Source organism: Paenibacillus uliginis N3/975 (genome assembly GCF_900177425.1).
Classification (GTDB): Bacteria; Bacillota; Bacilli; order Paenibacillales; family Paenibacillaceae; genus Paenibacillus_AQ; species Paenibacillus_AQ uliginis.
Genome location: NZ_LT840184.1, coordinates 199,370 through 219,671, shown reverse-complemented (window position 1 = coordinate 219,671; position 20,302 = coordinate 199,370). Strand labels below are relative to the sequence as shown.

The following is a 20,302-nucleotide window of genomic DNA, read 5'->3' as shown; positions in this document are numbered from 1 at the left end:
GAATCCGGTTTACTCTTTCGGCCGGATCATTTCTTCAGGACGGACAATCCGGTCAAAATCCTCACCAGAGAGCAAACCGCTCTCAAGTGCCGCCTCCCGTAGTGTCAAACCTTCCTTGTGAGCCTTCTTGGCAATGGCCGCTGCATTCTCGTAACCGATGTGAGGATTCAATGCGGTGACAAGCATAAGGGAACGCTCCATGTTGCCACGGATCACGTCCAGGTTAGCCTCAATCCCTACCGCACAATTCCGATCGAACGAATCCATCGCGTCCCCCAGCAGTCGTGCCGACTGCAAGAAGTTATAGATGATCACCGGTTTGAACACATTCAGCTCAAAATTGCCCTGGCTTGCTGCAAAGCCGATGGCCGCATCATTGCCCATCACCTGACAGACGACCATCGTCAGCGCTTCGCTCTGGGTCGGGTTTACTTTACCCGGCATAATAGAGCTTCCCGGCTCGTTCGCCGGAATGGTCAGCTCGCCTATGCCTGAGCGGGGACCGCTCGCCAGCCAGCGCACATCGTTCGCAATCTTCATCAGATCGGCGGCCAATGCCTTTAACGCCCCGTGCGCAAACACCAGCTCATCGTGACTTGTCAACGCATGGAACTTGTTACTTGCAGTAGAAAAGCTTTTGCCGGTTTCGGCACTAATCTCCGTTGCTGTCATTTCGCCGAAACTCGGATGAGCGTTAATTCCGGTTCCGACGGCTGTACCTCCGATTGCCAACTCCCGCAGCGGCTCCATTGCCATAGCAATCATAAGCTCACACTTCTCCATCATCCGGTGCCAACCGCTGATTTCCTGTCCCAGCGTCAGTGGAGTCGCATCTTGAAGATGGGTGCGGCCGATTTTGATCAAATCCTTATATTCATCACTCTTCACCGCTAACGTATGCTTCAGCCGCTGTAGAGCGGGGAGAACTTGCTCCTCCACTGCAATCAATGCGGCCATATGCATGGCTGTCGGAAAGGTGTCGTTCGAGCTTTGTGATTTATTGACATCATCATTCGGGTGGATGGATTGCGCTATCCCCTTTTCCTGCAGAAACTGGTTGCCACGGCTTGCGATCACTTCGTTCACATTCATGTTGGACTGGGTGCCGCTGCCTGTCTGCCAGACGACAAGCGGAAAATGTTCATCCTGCTCCCCGGCCAAAATCTCATCCGCCGCTGCTGCAATGGCATCCGCTTTATCCCAATCCATCTTACCAAGCTTAGCATTGGCAATAGCTGCACTCTTCTTCAGAATGGCGAAGGCCCGGATAATCTCCATCGGCATCCGTTCCGTGCCGATTCGGAAATTTTCGAAACTGCGCTGGGTTTGAGCTGCCCATAGCTTATCCGCAGGCACCTTGATCTCGCCCAGGGTATCTTTTTCAATACGGTAATCCATTTTCATTGTCCTCCTCTGCATGTATCTAAAAGGCTTTATATTCCATATCGTCTTATTATCGCATAATTAGCAGTTGAAAGGAAAATGTTGGACGTCGAATGAGTCTAATACGTACCGAAGCACCAAAGGGCATGGGATTAAAACAAAAAAGAGCTCGGATCAACCAGAGTTTCCTCTGGCCATCCCAGCCCTCATTCTTCCGCCGCTAAAGCCAACTGTACTTGTTTACAGCTGAACTGGACGGTCCAGTTCATACAAATGGCGATAGCGCGGATAACGCTTCATCAATTCAGCATGTGTGCCACGCATGACGATGCAGCCCTCTTCCATAAACACAATTTCATCCATCTGCTCCACACCAACCAGGTGATGTGTCACCCAGATCAGCGACTTACCCTTCAGACTTGCGAACATGGTGGACAGCAGCTCGCGCTCCGTCTTCGGATCGAGCCCTACGGTCGGTTCGTCAAGTATGACAACCGGTGTGTCCTGCAGTAAAATACGGGCAAGCGCCACACGCTGCCGTTCTCCGCCGGAGAAACGCTGCCCGGTTTCCTGCATCCGGGTCTCAAAGCCCTCTGGCAAGGAGTCCACGAGGTCACTCAACCGAGCTCTCCGAACCGCATCCTGAAGGTCTTCATCAGACGCATTCATCCGGCCAAGCCGGAGATTGTTCGCCAGTGTCGTATCGAACAGATGCGGACTTTGGTTCAGCACAGACACTACGGATGCCATACCATCACCAAACTGATAAGCATCGGTACCATTCATCGTAATGCGCCCCTCTACTGGAGAGAGCACTCCTTGGATCAAATTCAGCAGCGTCGATTTGCCGGCTCCGGAGCGTCCGATCACAGCTATCTTCGCCCCTTGCGGAATGTCCAGCGAAAGTCCACCTACCGTAGGCCGATCACCGGACCGCTGCTCTCCGTAGTCAAAGAAGACATCTTCAACCTTTACGTGAACACCGTTAAGGGCGATAGCCGCTGCTTCATCCCTTGTCATACCAGCTTGACTTCCTGCGCCTTGCAGGTGATCAGGCACTTCTTCCTTGATCCCATTCAGCCGGTTTATGGACTGCTCATACTGCGGAATCCGTTCGACCGCTTCCGAGATTGGAAGGAAAGCATCCATAAGTGGAAATACAACGAGCACAAACGCCGCAATGAGCGTAACATCTATGTGGCCATCCGCATATTGTTGTCCCGACCAATACACCATGGACAATACGATTGCTGCCACCACACACTGGCTGATAAAGCCGCGAAATCGTCCCCAGCGCTTCAATGACCGGTCTGTGCGGTCAACGCTGGCTTCGTCTTGTTCATATCCTGTAAGGAAATCTTTCTGCCGGCCGCTAATGAACCACTCGCCCATACCGAGCACCGCGTCAGTCAGCTTTTGGTACAGAGCAGCACGCTCATTCTTAATCTCCCGGTTCTTACGCTTGGTAAACAGCAGCGACACGATCGGAAGCACAAAGACGAGCAGGAACACATACGCCGCCATCAAGAGTGCAAACCACGGATCAAATGTGCCGATAGCGATGATTGTACCGCCATACAGCACCAAAGCCACAATAGCAGGGAATACCGTGCGAATATACACATCCTGCAGGTATTCAATATCATCGGCAAGCACGCCTAGCAGATCGCCCGTCTTAAAGCGTGAGGAAAAACGAAGCGCCTGCGGTTCCAGCAGCTGATACAGCCGGACACGCATTTTGGATAAGATGCGGAGAATGGTATCATGCCCTACCAATCGCTCCACATAGTGCATAACCGCCCGGCTGATCCCGAAGGTGCGCACACCGACGACCGGCACATACACCATCAGAATGTTCTCGGGCCGAAGCGCCGACTTTGAGATGAGATAGCCCGAGGTAAACATGAGCATCGACGCGGACAGTATAGTCAGCACACCCAGGATCACAATGAGCAGAAAACGCCAGAAATAGGCTGTGACATACGGACGAAACCACTGTTCCTGCTTCAAAGCACTCCCTCCATTTGCGATGTGATGAGGCCGTAATATACACCTTTACGTGCCATTAACTGTTCATGTGTACCCGCCTCGGCCAGTCGTCCCTGATCCATCACCAGAATGTAATCCATTTCCGTCATCCAGTGCAAGCGATGTGTTGCAAGAAACACCCATTTATCTTGAAACAGGGATACCAGCGTCTCTTTCAGCTCATATTCGGTCTCGATATCAAGATGAGCCGTCGGCTCATCCAGCAGCAGGACAGGACGCTGGCTCAAAAATGCTCTCGCCATCGCGACCCGCTGCGCCTGTCCTCCGCTTAAACTCCGACCTCCGCCGCCAATCAATTCGTCCAAGCCGTTCGGCAGAGATGCTGCCACAGCGGTCAGCCCAGCCGCCTCCACCGCTCGCTCCACCTCAGTCCGCGAAGCGTCGGGAGCGTAAAATTTGACATTATCGGCAAGTGAGGCGCCGAACAGATACGGATGCTGCGGAATGTAAGTCACGTTCTTTCTCCATGCCTCAGAAGCTGTATTCTGCAGCTTCACCCCATCCAGCATAACTTCGCCGCTGGTTGGTGCAAGGAATCCCCCCAAAATGTCGATCAGTGTGGATTTACCTGCACCACTTTCACCCACGATGCCGATCCGGCCTCTGCCTTTCAACCGGAAGCTTACACCCTCTAGAGATGCAGGACCATTCTCATCATGCCGCATGCTGATACCGGACAGTTCCAACTCGCTACTGTCCTTCCAATTCAACACAGGCTCAGGTGCATTGCTGTCTCCACTTGTCTGCCCATTCACCGGACTGCTATTCGGCTCATCCTTAATCATCTCCTGGATGGCCTCACCTGCCTGCTTGCCGTCCAGGGTAGCGTGGAAATCCGCTCCCACCATACGTACTGGCAGGAAATATTCCGGTGCTAGAATAAGAATGGTCAGAGCCGGCAGCAGCTCCAGACCGCCGTTGATCAGACGCAAGCCCAGGTTGACCGCCACAACGGCGACGGACAACATGGTAAAGAAGTCGAGTGCAAAAGATGACAGAAACGCGACACGAAGCGTGCGCATCGTTGCCTTACGGTAGCTCTCGCTCACCTCTCCGATGCTCTCGCTGTGCCTCCTGCTCTGCCCCAGAAACTTCAGTGTTTCCAGACCGCGAAGGGAATCCACGAAATGGTTGGACAGCATCCGGTACGTATGCAGCTGGCGTTCCGTCTGCTTCCGTGCTGCCAAGCCAACCAAAATTAGAAATATGATCAGAATCGGCATCGTTACGAGCAAGATCACAGCCGAAATACGATCTATATAAAACACATACAACCATACCAACGCAGGAGTAAAAGCCATCCCCATCATCCGCGGTATGGTTAATTCCGCATATTTGCGGAATTTGGCGATGCCCTCCAGCACAAGCGTGACCACATTGCCTGTTCCCTCGGACCGGACAAATCTCGGGCCCATATGGAACAGCTTATCCATCAGCTGCTTTCTCAGGTCCGTGCCCGTCTCCTCGGCAAACCGCTGCGCTATGCCCTGCTGCAGCAGCCCAATGGCGTGGCGTGCCAGAAAAGCAAGCAGGAACAATACCATTTTACTGTACTGTTCCTGCAGAGAGGATCCGGCAAATAGGGCGGAGATAACCTCCGCCAACCATTTTGCCTGCAATATGATGGCCATGCTTTGTGCCAGGGTACATACGGCGACGACGAGAAATACCGTCTTGACTCCTTTGTATCCCAGCAGATCTTTACCCATCAGTACTCTAAATGCTCCTTCTCATGTACCCGTTTATGGAAAACGTAGTAGCTCCAAATTTGATAACCTAATACGAACGGCAGCAGTGTAACCGCCACAATCGTCATCACCTTAAGGGAGTATTGCCCTGAGGCGGCGTTTTGGATCGTTAGATCAAACGCACTGTTAATCGAGCTGATCATGACACGCGGGAACAATCCGATGAACACGGACATAACCGACAGGACGATGACCGCCCCAGTCATACCGAACGCCCAGCTGTCTTTCTTGGTTTTCATAAAATAACCGGCTGCCAGGAATGCAATAACACCAAGCACCAGTACGGCTGACAATATGCCGCCCCGAACTTTGAACACGTCTGTCATGAAATACGTCATAATTCCGAATAGCGCAAGCAGCGCTGCAACCGGGAACAACAGGCGCCGGGCCATAACCCGGGCACGCTCCTGCAAATCTCCTATGGTGCGGAGTGTCGTAAACATGAGTCCATGCAGCAAGCATAGCATAACTACCGTGATTCCGCCTACAACCGTATACAGATTGACTACATCAAAGAATCCAGCGTGAAGCTGCATCGATTCGTCAATCGGCAATCCCTGGATTAGGCAGGCGAACACTACACCGAAGAGGAATGGAGGGAGGATGCTTCCTGTGAAGATGGCACCATCCCAAACCTTTTTCCAGCGTGCATCCCCGACCTTGCCACGGAATTCAAATGCGACCCCACGGGCGATCAAGGCTAGCAGGAGAACGACGAACGGAAGGTAAAATCCGCTGAACAGCGTAGCATACCAGTTCGGGAAGGCCGCGAACATCGCTCCGCCTGCCGTAATCAGCCACACCTCATTTGCATCCCAGAACGGGCCAATAGAGTTGATAAGCACCCGGCGCTGAGTATCATTTTTGGCCAAGAATTGTGTTGACATACCTACACCAAAGTCGAAGCCTTCCAGGAAGAAGAACCCGATAAACAGAACGGCAACCAGTACAAACCACAGCTCACTAAGAGACATTGCCGATTCCCCCCTTATTGAACGGGTCAGCTGCGTTGTGATCGTCTTCCTCCACCGCATATGGCCCTTTCTTGATAACTTTAACGAACAGATAAGCCATTACCGCAGCCAGCACAGCATAAATCGTACTGAATGCAATGAGTGAGAACAGAATGGAACCTGCGCCTACGTTTGGCGAGATGCTGTCCTTCGTCTGAATCAATCCAAATACAGTCCAAGGCTGACGCCCGATTTCTGTCATAATCCATCCCGCCGTGTTGGCGATAAACGGCAGTGATATGCTGAACAGTAATACTCTCAGGAACCATTTCCCTGCCTTTTCTACTTTCTTGCGCATTGTCAACCATGTGCCGTACAAACCGAGCAAAATCATAATAGAGCCTGCAGCGACCATGATACGGAAACTCCAGAATGTAGTCCGGACTGGTGGAATGTAGTCACCAGGTCCATACTGCTCCTCATACTGTGCCTGCAGTTCTTTCATTCCGATAACTTCACCGGAAAATTTACTATAGGACAAGAAGCTGAGCATATAAGGAATTTTCAATTCCATCGTATTTTTCTGATTATCCGGATCAATCCCGGCAAAAACCGTCCATGGAGCCGGATCATCACTCGTTTCCCACAGACTCTCGGCTGCAGCCATTTTCATAGGCTGTGTATCCACCAGATATTGTGCTTGCTGGTGACCGAAGAGAGCAACGAGCACGGAGGAGATCAGAGCAATAATGATAGCAATGTTAAACGATTTTTTAAAGAAATCGATATCCTTCTTCTTCATCAGCTTGTATGCGCTGATCCCCGTAACGAGAAATGCGCCTGTGGCCAATGCCCCGAATACCGTATGCGGGAACTCAACCAACAGCTGACCATTCGTGATCAGAGCGAAGAAATCATTCATCTCGGCGCGTCCATTGTTCATCTCAAATCCAACAGGACGCTGCATGAACGAGTTGGCGGCCAAAATCCAGAAAGCCGACATTGCTGTACCGAAGGACACGAGCCAAATACAAAGAAGGTGAACCTTCTTGGACAAGCGGTCCCATCCGAAAATCCACAGTCCGATAAACGTGGACTCCAGGAAAAATGCGAGCAACGCTTCAATCGCAAGCGGCGCTCCGAACACATCCCCGACAAATCGGGAGTAATCCGACCAGTTCATACCGAACTGAAATTCCTGCAAAATACCGGTAACGACCCCTACAGCAAAGTTAATGAGAAACAGTTTACCCCAGAATTTTGCCATCTTCTTGTATACTTCGTTGCCCTTGACGACATACATCGTCTCCATAATGGCAATCAGAAATGCCAAGCCGATGGACAGCGGAACAAAGATGAAGTGAAAAATGGTTGTCGAAGCGAACTGGATACGTGCGAGCATAACCGGATCCATAAAATACCCCTTCCTTTTGGTTCACGTAATAAAGCTTTAAAATTTATCTTTTATTATTTTCTCAGACGACGAACGGAAGAATTGTGATATTTATCACATTAAAGTGCCTGGAAGGGGTTAAATAGTTATAAATTTGTGACGAAAATCACGTTCTCAATAAAAATACGAAAAAAACAGGGTGAACCATGGTTGGTCACCCTGTTTTTTGCAATGATAAGTGTCTCAATCATTTCGTTTTTTTTAAACCGTGGATGGCCCAATTTCGGTTTCAATCAACTTGAACTCGGTCACATCAGCCAGTCCCCGGTTCGTGATCCGAATATCCGGTATAACCGGCAGTGCGATCAACGAGAAGGTCATAAACGGCGCATTCATCGGGCAACCCAGTTCCTTCCACGCTTCCTCCATTGACACCACTTCAGCAGCTACCGTCTCCAGCGGACGATCCGCCATCAGACCTGCCACCGGCATCGCCACCTTGGCTAGCACCTCGCCGTCCCGTACCACGATCATGCCCCCGCCGCAGGCGGCAAGCTCATTGGCAGCAAACGCCATGTCCTCAGGGCTCGTCCCCATAACAAGCAGGTTGTGGCTGTCATGTGCCACCGTGGAGGCGACTGCACCTGATTTTAACTGAAATCCGCTCGCAAAGCCGAGGGATATCTGCCCTGTTCCCTTGTGGCGCTCAATGCAAGCCATCTGGATGACATCCTGTGCCAAATCTGGCTGGATAATGCCCTCTATCACTGGGAGGGTCGCCGTCATTTTGGCGGTTCGGGCACTGTTCTCAATAACACGCACCACGTTTACCTGTGTCTGTGGGGCATTTCCTTTGCTGCGCAGCAGGAAATCATCGGCGGTTAGAGCACGCTGCAGCCGTACCGAGCTGCGGGCTTCCGCTGGATATTCATAAACCGGGAATTCTTTTACGATCTTTCCGGATTCCGCCACCACTTCACCATCAGCAATAACAAGCGAAGGCACCATTTGCTTCAGATCATCGATAAGCAAAATATCCGCCGCTTTACCAGGTGCGATGCTGCCAATTTCCTGCTCCATACCGAAGTACCGAGCCACATTGATCGTGCCCATCTGAATGGCCTTAACCGGATCAACGCCTTCCTCAATCGCCCGGCGTACAACATGGTTCAGATGACCAAGATTCAGCAGTGTCATCGGATAGACGTCGTCTGTCACAAGGGACATGTTATCGGTACACACGTTATCTTCCGTTACTACTTTGATAACTTCCTTAACATCATGCCATGCGGAACCTTCACGGATCATCAGATGCATACCGAGTCGGACCTTCTGCAGCGCCTGCTCCCTAGTAACCGTTTCGTGGCAAGAGCTGACACCTGAAGCGATATAAGCCTGCAGCATACGCTCATCCTCGGAAGGAAAATGACCGGTAACGGTTTTGCCTGCCTTTAAGGTTGCCTCAATTTCTCCGCACATGGTGGGGTCACCATAAACGACGCCCGGGAAGTTCATTACCTCGCCGAGGCCTTCCACACCCGGCCACTGTAGTCCCGCTTCAATATCGGCTACGCCAAGTGCCGCGCCAGCGTCTTCTAGGTCCGTTGTAGCTGGCACACAAGAAGGAAAAGTTGTAAATACTTTAAGTGGAAGCTGTTGCCCTTCTTCATGCATCCAGTGTACGCCTTCTGAACCGAATACATTCGCAATCTCATGCGGATCCATAAAGATGGAAGTTGTGCCTTTAGCCATCGCTGCTTTGGCGAATTCGGTTACCGTCAGCATCGTGCTTTCCACATGCATATGTCCGTCCAGCAGACCTGGTGCAATGTATCGCCCGTTCGCCTGAATCACATTCGTATTCTCACCGATTGTATGATCAGCTTGTCCGATATAAGCAATTCTTCCAAAGGCCATGGCAACATCGACATGCTCCTGAAGCTCTCCAGTAAACACGTTAACGAGTGTGCCGTCCTTGATCACAGTTTCCGCTGCTGCCTGTCCCATTGCGATTTGTCCAAGCCGGTAGCTGACCTCATAACGCTTCTGTCTCTTTTGTGAACTCATATATGACACTCTCCCTTATGATTATCGAAACTTTATAGCTTCAGGTTTCCCCATGACTAGACACTAAATAACCCGGACAGCGCTTCTGTCCGGGTTATCAACAATACATAAAGGAAGAGAGAGTCTGAATTTATACCATACGAATACGTCACGCGGCTTTAACGTGTTGTAAGACCTCGGTTTACTCGAAGGATGATGTTTCTCTCAGCTTTTATGTAGTCAAGTCATTTACGGTAACCTGGTAGAGACGCCTGAGCCTTATTCTCTGGCATATACATAAAAATCTTTTCAGTTGTTGTAAGAATTATAATCCTTTGGTGTCGTAAGTCAATAGAGTGGGAGATATTTGAAAGCAAGTATGTCAATCAGAGGAGTGAGTATGTTTAATACATATAATAGTTGCTGCGCGTACGAATCATTCCTACAATCGCTGTTGCCCCCGAATTTCCCTGAATTATTTCTTAAGGGGGAGAAATTCAGGGGCAAGCGTATGCTTTCGATGCGAGCTTTCCTTTGGAAAGCTTTTAGCGAACGCTCCCGCTGCTTCGAAGCAGATCTTAAAATACTTATCCGGCTCAAATTCAAAATCAGTGCTTGACTTTGACTTCATCGTACCGATGAATAAATGGCGATGGCGCCATAAGGTATACCTGCACTGCTCGCTATAAGACTGGTTATTTGTCGAACAATAAGTAGTTTTGAGAGCAAACGGACTCAGGAGCCGCTATTTGTGACGATTTCGGACATTTCGAATGTAAACGGACACAGGTGACGCTATTGCAAGTGCAAACATCCGGTTTCGGTTTAACCCCCTAATCTTGGACACTAGCCACCTCATTCTCGGGATATCGCATCATAACGCAATTTTTGCAGGAGTAATCGTTCCTTCGTTCACCAAACGCAAATACTCCTTAGGTGGCCAGTCATGAAGGCTTCCATGAATGCGCTCGTTGTTGTAATAGCGAATGAACCGATCTACTTCCGAAAAGGCTTCCTCATAATCCTCAAAACAGTGTCGTTGGTAGCACTCGCGTTCCACAATACTGTGGTAGGACTCAATGAAGGCATTCTTGTTCGGTGTCCGGTTCGGAGTACGTTCATGTTCAAGCCCTGCCTGTTCACAGAAAGCATGGAACGCCTTGCTGACGAACTGGGGGCCATTGTCAGTACGAATAACCAACTTCTGCTCATCTCCGTACACTTTACGCGTAAGGAGCGCTTTCTGGAGTGTACGTAAGATATCTTGGGTGTGGCAGGTTTTCCCGCGATGGTACGCTACAATTCGGCGGTCAAACACGTCAATAATGCTGGCCAGGTAGAAATGCCGACGTTTTCCCGCCACGTAGCCATACTTAATATCCATCTGCCACAACTGGTTGGCGCCATTTACCACCCGGTTATTCGCTACTCTTTTGGGAACAGGGTTCGTTCTTTCTCGTTGTGGAAGGAGAATCCCCAAGGACTTGCAGAGACGGTATACCTTCTTTTTGTTAATCACTAGCTTATACTTTCGGCGCAGCAAAATCGTCAGTTTCCGGTAACCAGATGCTCCATGAGGGCCTTGGATCAGACGACGAAGAAACCCTTGAATACGGGTATCCGAGACGGCCTTTCCGTTCTGGTCACAGGAATAGCCCGGGATCGGTCGTCCGTTGCTGATCGGCTGCTGACGTTCAGGATGCTTCAAACGGTAATAGTACGTGGATCGCGGCACGTCACAGATCCGTAGGACGGTACGGATCGGATAGCCTTGCTCAATCCAATAGGAGGCTATTTGTAGTCGGGATACTTTTTTTTTACGAGATCTTTGAGGATGTGGTTTTCAAGTTCCTTCTCCCCCAACAGTTTCATCGCCTCGTCATATTTTTGCTGCAGCTCTTGGAACTTGGCCGCATCCTGCTCTATTTTTTGGGCTTCTTTCTGCTTTTTGACCATAAGATCTCCCACCTCATCCTCATATTGACGAACCCAGCCGCTTAACGTTTTGGGAGACATGCCGTGTTTTCTCGCAACGATCTCTGTCCGGTAACCAGACAGCACCTCTACGACATACTCTTTTTTCGCCTCAACCGGGCATCGAAATCGTCTTTTCATGGACGGACTCCTCATTTCTTTTTAGTGTATCTGAGGTACCTTGGAGTGTCCAATTGGATTAGGGGGCTATAAAGGTTTCGCCTACTTTTTCCGAAATAAGGTCGCTGGTGTCCGTTAGAATTCAAACCGGCTAATTTTTCACCAAATAAGGGATGTGGTGTCCGTTAGCCGTAGAATTGTATAAAAATCAGTATCAATATGGGTAAGCGCATCGTATCAGCACTAGCCATTAGTTAGCCGTCAAACACTAATTGCTGTTTTGACTCACTTAATCCATAACTATACTTGATATACTTATTTCAAGCATTAAAGGGGGCGGAGAGTCATGAAAGATATTAACAAGAAGATGTATATTTGGATTGAAGCAGAGAAATGGGCTAAAGGAACATGAGATGAGACAGATACGAATTCGGATGTCATCATTGTATTTCCTGACCGTTCAAAGTGGATCGCCACCTTTTTTACATATAACAACATTCAGACCTTACGGGAAAAGAACAATCAGACAGGCGAATGCATGAACGGCGCTTATTTTTGGTCGAGTGATATGGTGTTAATCGACATAGTGACCAGGGAACGGATTGAACAGGTTATTCATGATCTCATTGAAGACAAATCATTTGAATCCGTATTTAGGCGTTATCCCGATGTTGAGATTGAAGAGGATGAATATTATCCCTCCGGCTTTTTCTCAACAACTAGTTGAATATCACAGCTTTCGAAACTTCATAGCTTCGGATCCACACAAAAAGGAGCTGTTTCCCATATGCATCTCGCATGGAAACAGCCCTCTCATCTTAAATATTCAATGGCTCATTAATCTTTCAAACCCCGGGGCAAAATAACCCTGATGCAGGTTCCTTTTCCGATCTCCGATTGGATCTCTACTGTCCCGTGATGGGCTTCCACGATAGCTTTTGCAATGCTCATCCCAAGGCCTGATCCATCGATGCTTCCCTCCGTGTTCGTCCCACGGTAATAACGTTCAAACAGGCTCCGCTTCGTTTCCTCGTCCATACCAACACCGTCGTCCTTCACTACGATCGCAGCAGAATTGGCACGCTTCTCCACACCAACTGTAACCGTAACCCCGGGTGGGTTATGCTTAACGGCATTGGAGATCAGGTTATCCATCAGACGATGAAGCCATTTGGCACTACCAGCCGTAAGCACCGGCTCATCACCGCCTTCGAACTGAAACGTCACGCCGTCAAGCGTTGCGTCGTTGACGTATTTCAACACACCGCGGCGGACAAGCTCATTCAGATCAAGCGGGCACATATCCTGCGGTTGGATTTCTGTCTTCAGCCTGAATACAAGCGAGAAATCATCAATAAGCTCCAGCATGTAGTCCCCTTTTTCCCGTATGACGGTTCCCATCTCACGCAGTTCGCCTGGGCTCCAGTCTTCCGCTGCGCTTTCCAGCATGTAGCCGTATCCTTGAATGGAAGACAGGGGGGTTCGAAGATCATGAGAGATACCGGACATCCATTCCTCCCGGTTTTGTTCCAGTGCCTTCCGCTCTCTCTCGGTTGCTGCCAGCTGCTCGGCCATATGATAGAAGGAATGAATAACTTCCTTGTACAGCTTGTAGGGCATTCGCAGCTTCCCGTTCTTTCGGAATACTTTCTTACGGTCTTTGGGGGTGAGCACTTCCTCGTAGGAGCCGCTGCCCATCCGCTCGAACCATCCGGTAAACAGCAACAGCGGACGGCTGTATCGGTATCCATGCCAGATCGACATAGCTAACGCAGCGACTAACACGACGATGCATATCCACACCACAACGCTTAGAAGCTGGTTCATGATCGGCTGCTTGCCGATCGTATCATACGGCGTATGATACACCCAGGTCATTCCACTGGCCTGGTCCCAGTACACATTCGCATTCGTTGCATAGGTACCCGGCGCTTCCTGCATCGACATTAGTTCAAGTGGATGATAGCTCTTTTTGTCACCAATAGCCTCACCAATCTTCTGCTTGATGGCCCCTTCCCCATCGATGATATACAGATAGCCTCCTGCTCTTCGGACCTCTTGTTCCAACCGCTCTTTCTTTGACGAATCCAGCAAGCCGCCAGCTTGATACTCTGTAAACCAGGATCTCAGCCGGTCCGTACTTTCATTTACCCCACCTAGCAAGAACAACAAGGGATCCTTATATGTCAGATCCATCTCCAACCCCATCGTATATTTGCCAAGTCGCCGCTCCTCCTTGATTTCCAGCAACTGGCTAACTGAATATGACGAAGGCACATCCTTAGGCGTGTTCGTAGCATGGATAACGCGGCCTTTCATGTCAACCACCTGGAGCCACATATTCCGCTCATATAGAAGCTCTTTCCAATATCCTTGCAGATTGACAACGCCATTCTCCGTCACCGTTTCCGACGTTATACTGGTTAGAACACCCGAAGGAAAGTTGCGCCGAATTTCCTCGTTCGCGACATGCTTGGTCAACACAAACAAAAGCGTAACGAGAAGCATGAACATGAACAGCGAGAAGGCAACCAGCTGATATGTAAAATGAAACGCAAGTCGTCTGCTTACCTTCATCTTTTTGACTCCTTAACCAACTTGTAGCCTAACCCACGAACTGTGACCAAATATTGTGGATCACTCGGGTTCTCTTCTATCCGTTCCCGGATTCGGCGGATATGTACCATTACGGTGTTGTCCTCACCCATCCCATCAATTCCCCACACCGCCTCATACAACTGTGACTTGGAAAAAACAACGCCAGGATGCTTGCAAAAGTATAACAGCAGCTGAAACACCTGGGCTGGACAAGGCACCGGATCACCGAGCACCTTCAACTCTCCTGCCGTCTCATCCAGTACAAAGCGGCCGAAATCCCACACTCGCTGTATCGGCTGTTCCTGTACCTGAACTCCTGTGTTACCCCATCCGCCCCGCCGAAGCCGGGCCTTAATGCGCGCAGCAATCTCAAGCGGATTAAACGGTTTTGTCACATAGTCGTCCCCGCCCATGGCGAAGCCGGTCAGCACATCCAGGTCGGACGCCTTAGCTGTCAGAAATAAAACATGCGGACTTCCAAACGTCCGAAGCCTCGAACAGATATCAAATCCGCTTCCGTCTGGCAGCATAACATCCAGGAGCACAATATCAGCCCGGTGCACTTCCATTTCGCGAAGCGCCTCAGCGCAGCTGCCAGCTGTATAGATACGGTTAAAACCTTCCTTGCGAAGTACCATCTGCAGCATTTTTACAATAGCCGGTTCATCATCAACGATTAAAATTTTTGTGTTTTCCATATTATCTTCACCCGATACCATGCTAGCACAACAACCTTAACAGCAGTTAAACAATCATCCTATCGTTAAGAAAAAGTTAGGTTGCCGTTTCTGAGTAATTTAAGTTAGGACGATATACTGAATTCCAAGAGGTGATTAATGTGGGAAATCCACGGAAAAGAGCTGTCGCTGTTGATGCGATTCGGGGCTTCAGCTTACTGGGCATTTTGATGGCCAATATGCTAATTTTTCAATACGGTATGTTCGGAAAAGATGAAATGTGGTTGTTTAAACCTTCATCCTTGGATTTGATCGGTCATGATATGTTAAAAATATTTGTCGAAGGCAGCTTCATGCCGATCTTTACGTTCCTGTTCGGGTACAGCATGATTAAGATGAAAGAGAGTATGAATGCCAAGGGTCTGAAATACGGGCGTAACGTGGTAAGACGTTCGATATTGCTGATTGCTCTCGGTTTTGCGCATTCTATGCTCTGGGATGGCGATATTCTGCTCTTCTACGGTGGCATCAGTTTTTTCCTTCTATTATTTGTAAACCGGAAGCCGAAGACTTTAATGATCTGGGGTATTATTTTCCTTCTTCTTAGCATCGGGATCAGCTATGGTGGTACCTCCGCAGCGTCTCCTGAGGATGTAATGCGTATGGAGACCCACGTTAGGGAGACAATCAATTTATATGGTACCGGGACCTATTCAGAAATTATGAACCACCGGAATACTTCAGATCCACTTGGTCTGCCTGGCGGGATGATGTTCTTTATATTGCTTCTGACCCCCCTTATTCTCGGAGCCTTGTTCCTGTTCGGGATGGCTGCGGCCAAACGCGGTAAATTTATATCTCCGGAACAGGAAAAAGGATCGTATCTGCGGTACGCGATCATGTTTGTCCCGTTCGGTATCGCCGCAAAAACGGCATCAATCATGCTCGGCTCTAGCCATGCATGGAGTGGGATTTTGCACATGGCAGGCGCTCAAATTCTAGCGCTTGGATACATTTATCTGTTTGCCTATATTTATGCCCTCTCTTCCAACAGAAATGTTGTCTTCCGTTCATTTGAAGCGGTTGGCCGGATGTCGTTGACGAACTATCTCATGCAAACCGTCATCTGTACAACGATCTTTTACGGATACGGGCTTGGAATGTTCGGTAGACTCGGTGTTTTGACTGGCATCTTAATTGCACTCGGTATCTATATAGCTCAGGCCATGTGCAGTCTGCTGTATCTGAACCGTTTCCGAACAGGTCCAATCGAGTTCCTGTTGCGTATCGGTACCTATTGGTCATGGAGCGGGCAGGCGAAGCCAAAGAAACCTAAGAGTCCTCCAATTCAGACAGAGGCTTCCTCTTCTTGAGGAGCCTCGGGGTGATTCCTCCAAGATGAAATCGCCTGCCCCCATAAGGTATAATGGACATGCAGATATATCATCGACTGACATACCGGATAAGGTAAGCCGGATTACAGCCTAAGGAGGAACAAAAATGCTGGTAGTAACGAATTCGATCAAAGTCAAACCAGGACATGGCAAGGAACTATCCGAGCGGTTCGCGCAGGCGAAAGGCGTACAGGAGATGTCGGGGTTCATCCGGATGGAAGTATGGCATGAGGCCAAGGAAGGTGCCGAAGCCGAGGAACTCAAGATTTGTACGGTGTGGGAGAACGAGGAAGCTTTTAAAGGCTGGACTTCCAGCGAATCCTTCCGTCAGTCACACCGCGGAGGAGGCAGCGAGTTTATTCTGGGTGCTTCCCTCAATAAATATGAGTTACTTGTCAGCAACCCACCTATAGGTTAACCCTTGTTACCCGTGAGAAGCTTAGGCTTTTCACGGGTTTGTTATATTTGTGGATTTAACATCAATTTGCTGAGTTTGTTTAGTACTTTTCGACTCCTATTTCACAAATAGAGCGCTGTCATCACTATTTTTTCACCACATGATAGGAAAGTTTTATGACCGGTGTAAACTTCATGTAACAGCTTCATAAAAATTCACATTATCAATACAATTTTACTAATTGGGATATAGTAAACAGGAACGATGCCGAAACCCGGCAGATCCCATTTTAAAGGAGGATTTCATCATGGAAAACACACATGAATTCGTAGAAAAGATGAAAGATAATGCCGAAAAAGCCCGTCATAACAAGGAAAATCACGGTAAGGGTACGCCGAATGCACAATTACCTACAAAACAGCACGGTACGAAGAAGTAAACCGCCGATGAGCAGAACAGCGATCCTAAGATCGCTGTTTATTTGCACTAATCGTATACTTTCTGAAAGCATTTTTTAGGTAAAAATGTATATATAATTATCATTGATGTATAAATTTTAACTTGCAAGGATGCTGGATTTTTGATAAATACAACATAATACATATTTATGAGAGAGGTGGACCTGTACATGAATCTTACTGCACAACAATCGCAAGAAGCGGTATCTTATGTCCAATCCGTATTTGAGACTGTACAAAAGCGCAACCCGAATGAGCCTGAATTCCACCAGGCCGTCAAAGAGATCCTTGATTCACTCGTTCCGGTACTCACCAAATGTCCACAATACCAATCTGCTGGAATTTTAGAGCGGCTCGTTGAGCCTGAGCGCGTCATTACCTTTCGGGTTCCATGGGTAGACGATCAAGGCAAAGTCCAGGTTAACCGCGGCTATCGTGTTCAGTTCAGTAGTGCCATTGGACCGTACAAAGGCGGCCTCCGCTTCCACCCTTCCGTTAACGTTAGCATCATTAAATTCCTCGGCTTTGAGCAAATTTTGAAAAACTCCCTGACAGGTCTCCCGATCGGTGGCGGCAAAGGCGGCTCCGACTTCGATCCAAAAGGCAAATCCGACAATGAAGTTATGCGTTTCACGCAAAGTTTCATGACAGAGCTGTATAAATATATCGGACCAGACGTTGACGTACCTGCTGGTGATATCGGTGTTGGCGCACGTGAAATCGGCTATATGTTCGGCCAATACAAGCGTATTCGCGGCGGTAATGAAGCAGGCGTCCTGACGGGTAAATCCATTCAGTACGGTGGAAGCTTGGGACGTCCTGAAGCAACAGGATATGGCTGTGTTTATTTTGTAGAAGAAATGCTGAACTCCAAAGAAATGAGCTTTGAAGGCCAGACTGTCGTTGTATCCGGCTCCGGTAACGTGTCCATTCATGCGATCGAGAAAGCTCAGCAGTTCGGTGCAAAGGTTGTGGCCTGCAGTGATTCTAACGGTTATGTGTACGATCCTGAAGGTATCTGCCTCGAAACCGTTCGCCGTCTGAAAGACGTGGAAAGAAAACGGATCAGCGAATATGTGAAAGAGCATCCGCATGCGGCATACACAGAAGGCTGGATGGGTATCTGGACGATTCCTTGTGATATCGCTCTTCCATGTGCAACGCAAAATGAGATTGATGAAGCATCTGCGGCCATCCTGATCTCCAACGGTGTGAAAGCGATCGGTGAAGGAGCCAACATGCCTTCCACTCTGGAAGCCATCGACCTGTTCCTGAAGAACGACGTTCTGTTCGGTCCTGCCAAAGCGGCAAATGCGGGCGGTGTAGCTGTATCTGCACTTGAAATGTCCCAGAACTCGATGAGACTTTCCTGGACGTTCGAAGAAGTGGACAGCAAACTTCATCAGATTATGAAAAACATTTACAACAGTAGCGTGCAGGCGGCTGAGGAATTTGACTGTGCTGGCAACCTTGTCGTTGGCGCCAACATTGCCGGCTTCCGTAAAGTAGCCGATGCTATGCTCGCTCAAGGTATTGTTTAAAGAACTTTTAAATCTATTTATTGATTCGTTGGGTTACTCGGTATAAGCAGTAAACCTTAATTGTTACATGTTAATGTTTCGGCCCATACCCTGTACTCGGGTTTCAGATTGTAGGCAAAGTCTAACGGAAGCTGATAAGCGCATCAGGTAAGGCGGTATCCATCATCTTCTTTTTGACTTTGTCATCAGCCTGAGACCTGACGGTGCAAGGGGATGGATTGTAATAAACTGAAAAAGCCATCTCTGCCCCCTTGTTGCTTTATCGCGCTGATGGGGTTACGCACAAAAGCCTCCGTTTCATCCCTTTGAGACGGAGGCTTTTGTGTATGCTTTTTATTCAATATACTACAGACTGGTCAGCAGAACCGCTGTGCCAAGTGCGATAATCCGGGCCATGTTCATCATGACAAAGTTCTGGACGGAATTCGCAAAGGTCATTTCCTTGGACGGATTCGCAGTGAATTTTCTTATGTTTTTGTGTACCGGAATAATCGTCAACAGGACGAGCAGCAGAATGATCGGGTTTACCTTCAAGAACAGCAGCACAATCAGGTCCACATAAGCGAAATAATACATGATACGGAACAGGATTATGGAGTTCGGGCGGCCGATATAAACCGGAAGGGTATATCGTTTGTTCTCGATGTCGTCTTCAACATCACAAATATTGTTCGCCAGCATGATGTTAGCAATACCGAGAATGGCCGGAACAGAAATCAGGAACACCAGAATGACTTCAAGCAGATTGACCTGTAGGAGAACCATCCCTCCATCTAATACAAGACTTGCAAGTTGACTTTCATCCACATGAATCCATGTCGAGATAAAAATAATGACAAAACCCATAAACAAACCGGAGAACAGCTCACCGAGTGGCATCCGGGATATCGGAATCGGCCCGAAGGAATACAGAATGCCAACTGCAAAGGACATCCCGCCCAGGAGCAGAATCAGAAGTCCGGTATCTAGAAACAGGGCAATACCTGTGCTGAATGCAGTCAGCAGCAGGATCACGATTACAGCCACTACTGCCCGCTCCTTCAGCTTATAGTGCACAATAGCGTTATGAAATTCATAGCCGAAGCCATGAGTTTTGATCGCTTTTTTATAATCGTAGTAGTTGTTAATTGCCGTGGTCGCCATGTCAAATGAGAGCAGCGATGCCAGCATGAGCACGAAGTGGTATGCGTCAAACTGCTGAAAGCGGAACAGCGCATACATCGTCCCGATCAAAAATGGGATCATGCTCGCCACCTTCGTCTGAATCTCCACCAGTTTTAAAAACGGTTTGATTCCCATCTCCATCCATCCTTCTTAATAAATTATCTAAAAATAGGATAGATTAATTTTTATCATTTAGCTGTGGGAATTGTTCTTGACAACAGGTTGTTTTGTGAAAAATGTTGCAAATCGGCTCTGATTTCACTTAAAGTGCGTGTTAAAAAAGGTCGGTTTTCAGCACCGAAGCTTATGCTTCCGATGTGCGTTTTTTCAAACGCCTCAGTTGGATGAAGCTAGGGACTGAGGAGCGGAGCTGCACGTTTTCGTAGAAAACGTCTTCGGAAGCATCA

Annotated in this window: 16 protein-coding genes and 1 riboswitch; of the genes, 5 read left to right on the top strand and 11 right to left on the bottom strand. The window is 48.7% G+C overall.

Annotated features, from left to right (window positions below; translation table 11 throughout):
* Positions 1-9: 9 nt before the first annotated feature.
* The 8 genes from fumC to B9N86_RS00960 all read right to left on the bottom strand — a co-directional run bounded on the left by fumC (position 10) and on the right by B9N86_RS00960 (position 11,687).
* Positions 10-1,398 carry a class II fumarate hydratase gene (gene fumC / locus B9N86_RS00995; protein WP_208917362.1) on the bottom strand — a complete coding sequence of 463 codons (1,389 nt, stop codon included), beginning with the start codon at positions 1,396-1,398 and terminating at the stop codon, positions 10-12.
* Between the two features lie 225 nt (positions 1,399-1,623).
* Complete coding sequence (gene cydC / locus B9N86_RS00990; RefSeq protein ID WP_208917361.1) at positions 1,624-3,393, bottom strand: thiol reductant ABC exporter subunit CydC; 1,770 nt, start codon at positions 3,391-3,393, stop codon at positions 1,624-1,626.
* Positions 3,390-5,141 carry a thiol reductant ABC exporter subunit CydD gene (gene cydD, locus B9N86_RS00985; RefSeq protein WP_208917360.1) on the bottom strand — a complete coding sequence of 584 codons (1,752 nt, stop codon included), beginning with the start codon at positions 5,139-5,141 and terminating at the stop codon, positions 3,390-3,392. Before cydD ends, cydC begins: the two co-directional genes overlap by 4 nt.
* Positions 5,141-6,154, bottom strand: coding sequence for a cytochrome d ubiquinol oxidase subunit II (gene cydB / locus B9N86_RS00980; protein WP_208917358.1), 1,014 nt, complete (start codon positions 6,152-6,154; stop codon positions 5,141-5,143). Before cydB ends, cydD begins: the two co-directional genes overlap by 1 nt.
* A complete protein-coding gene (locus tag B9N86_RS00975; RefSeq protein WP_208917356.1) occupies positions 6,144-7,547 on the bottom strand; it encodes a cytochrome ubiquinol oxidase subunit I in 1,404 nt (467 codons plus the stop codon). The genes cydB and B9N86_RS00975 overlap by 11 nt, the downstream gene beginning before the upstream one ends.
* 240 nt (positions 7,548-7,787) lie before the next feature.
* Positions 7,788-9,593, bottom strand: a complete 1,806-nt coding sequence (gene ade, locus B9N86_RS00970; RefSeq protein WP_208917354.1) for an adenine deaminase — start codon at positions 9,591-9,593, stop codon at positions 7,788-7,790.
* 196 nt (positions 9,594-9,789) lie between these two features.
* Positions 9,790-9,891, bottom strand: a riboswitch (purine riboswitch).
* Between the two features lie 555 nt (positions 9,892-10,446).
* Positions 10,447-11,352, bottom strand: coding sequence for an IS3 family transposase (locus tag B9N86_RS00965; protein WP_280174990.1), 906 nt, complete (start codon positions 11,350-11,352; stop codon positions 10,447-10,449).
* An 11-nt stretch (positions 11,353-11,363) separates the two neighbouring features.
* Positions 11,364-11,687: a transposase gene (locus B9N86_RS00960; RefSeq protein ID WP_208914383.1), complete on the bottom strand. Its 324-nt coding sequence runs from the start codon at positions 11,685-11,687 to the stop codon at positions 11,364-11,366.
* 517 nt (positions 11,688-12,204) lie between these two features.
* Between B9N86_RS00960 and B9N86_RS30085 the strand changes: the two genes are divergently transcribed.
* On the top strand, positions 12,205-12,393 hold the full coding sequence (locus tag B9N86_RS30085; RefSeq protein ID WP_244562918.1) for a hypothetical protein: 189 nt from the start codon (positions 12,205-12,207) through the stop codon (positions 12,391-12,393).
* 110 nt (positions 12,394-12,503) lie between these two features.
* On the opposite strand, the gene B9N86_RS00950 is transcribed toward B9N86_RS30085, so the two are convergent.
* Both B9N86_RS00950 and B9N86_RS00945 read right to left on the bottom strand, forming a co-directional pair.
* Entirely contained in the window at positions 12,504-14,243 is a 1,740-nt protein-coding gene (locus tag B9N86_RS00950; protein ID WP_208917352.1) for a sensor histidine kinase, read from the bottom strand.
* Complete coding sequence (locus B9N86_RS00945; protein ID WP_208917350.1) at positions 14,240-14,962, bottom strand: response regulator transcription factor; 723 nt, start codon at positions 14,960-14,962, stop codon at positions 14,240-14,242. Before B9N86_RS00945 ends, B9N86_RS00950 begins: the two co-directional genes overlap by 4 nt.
* 140 nt (positions 14,963-15,102) lie before the next feature.
* Here B9N86_RS00945 and B9N86_RS00940 point away from each other — a divergent pair, with 140 nt between their 5' ends.
* The 4 genes from B9N86_RS00940 (at position 15,103) to gdhA (ending at position 18,731) form a co-directional block, all read left to right on the top strand.
* Positions 15,103-16,314, top strand: a complete 1,212-nt coding sequence (locus B9N86_RS00940; protein ID WP_244562917.1) for a DUF418 domain-containing protein — start codon at positions 15,103-15,105, stop codon at positions 16,312-16,314.
* A gap of 127 nt (positions 16,315-16,441) precedes the next feature.
* Entirely contained in the window at positions 16,442-16,753 is a 312-nt protein-coding gene (locus tag B9N86_RS00935) for an antibiotic biosynthesis monooxygenase (protein ID WP_208917348.1), read from the top strand.
* Between the two features lie 286 nt (positions 16,754-17,039).
* Entirely contained in the window at positions 17,040-17,171 is a 132-nt protein-coding gene (locus tag B9N86_RS00930) for a DUF4023 domain-containing protein (protein WP_208917346.1), read from the top strand.
* A gap of 189 nt (positions 17,172-17,360) precedes the next feature.
* Positions 17,361-18,731 carry an NADP-specific glutamate dehydrogenase gene (gene gdhA / locus B9N86_RS00925; RefSeq protein WP_208917344.1) on the top strand — a complete coding sequence of 457 codons (1,371 nt, stop codon included), beginning with the start codon at positions 17,361-17,363 and terminating at the stop codon, positions 18,729-18,731.
* Between the two features lie 345 nt (positions 18,732-19,076).
* On the opposite strand, the gene menA is transcribed toward gdhA, so the two are convergent.
* Positions 19,077-20,030, bottom strand: a complete 954-nt coding sequence (gene menA / locus B9N86_RS00920; RefSeq protein ID WP_208917342.1) for a 1,4-dihydroxy-2-naphthoate polyprenyltransferase — start codon at positions 20,028-20,030, stop codon at positions 19,077-19,079.
* Positions 20,031-20,302 lie beyond the last annotated feature (272 nt).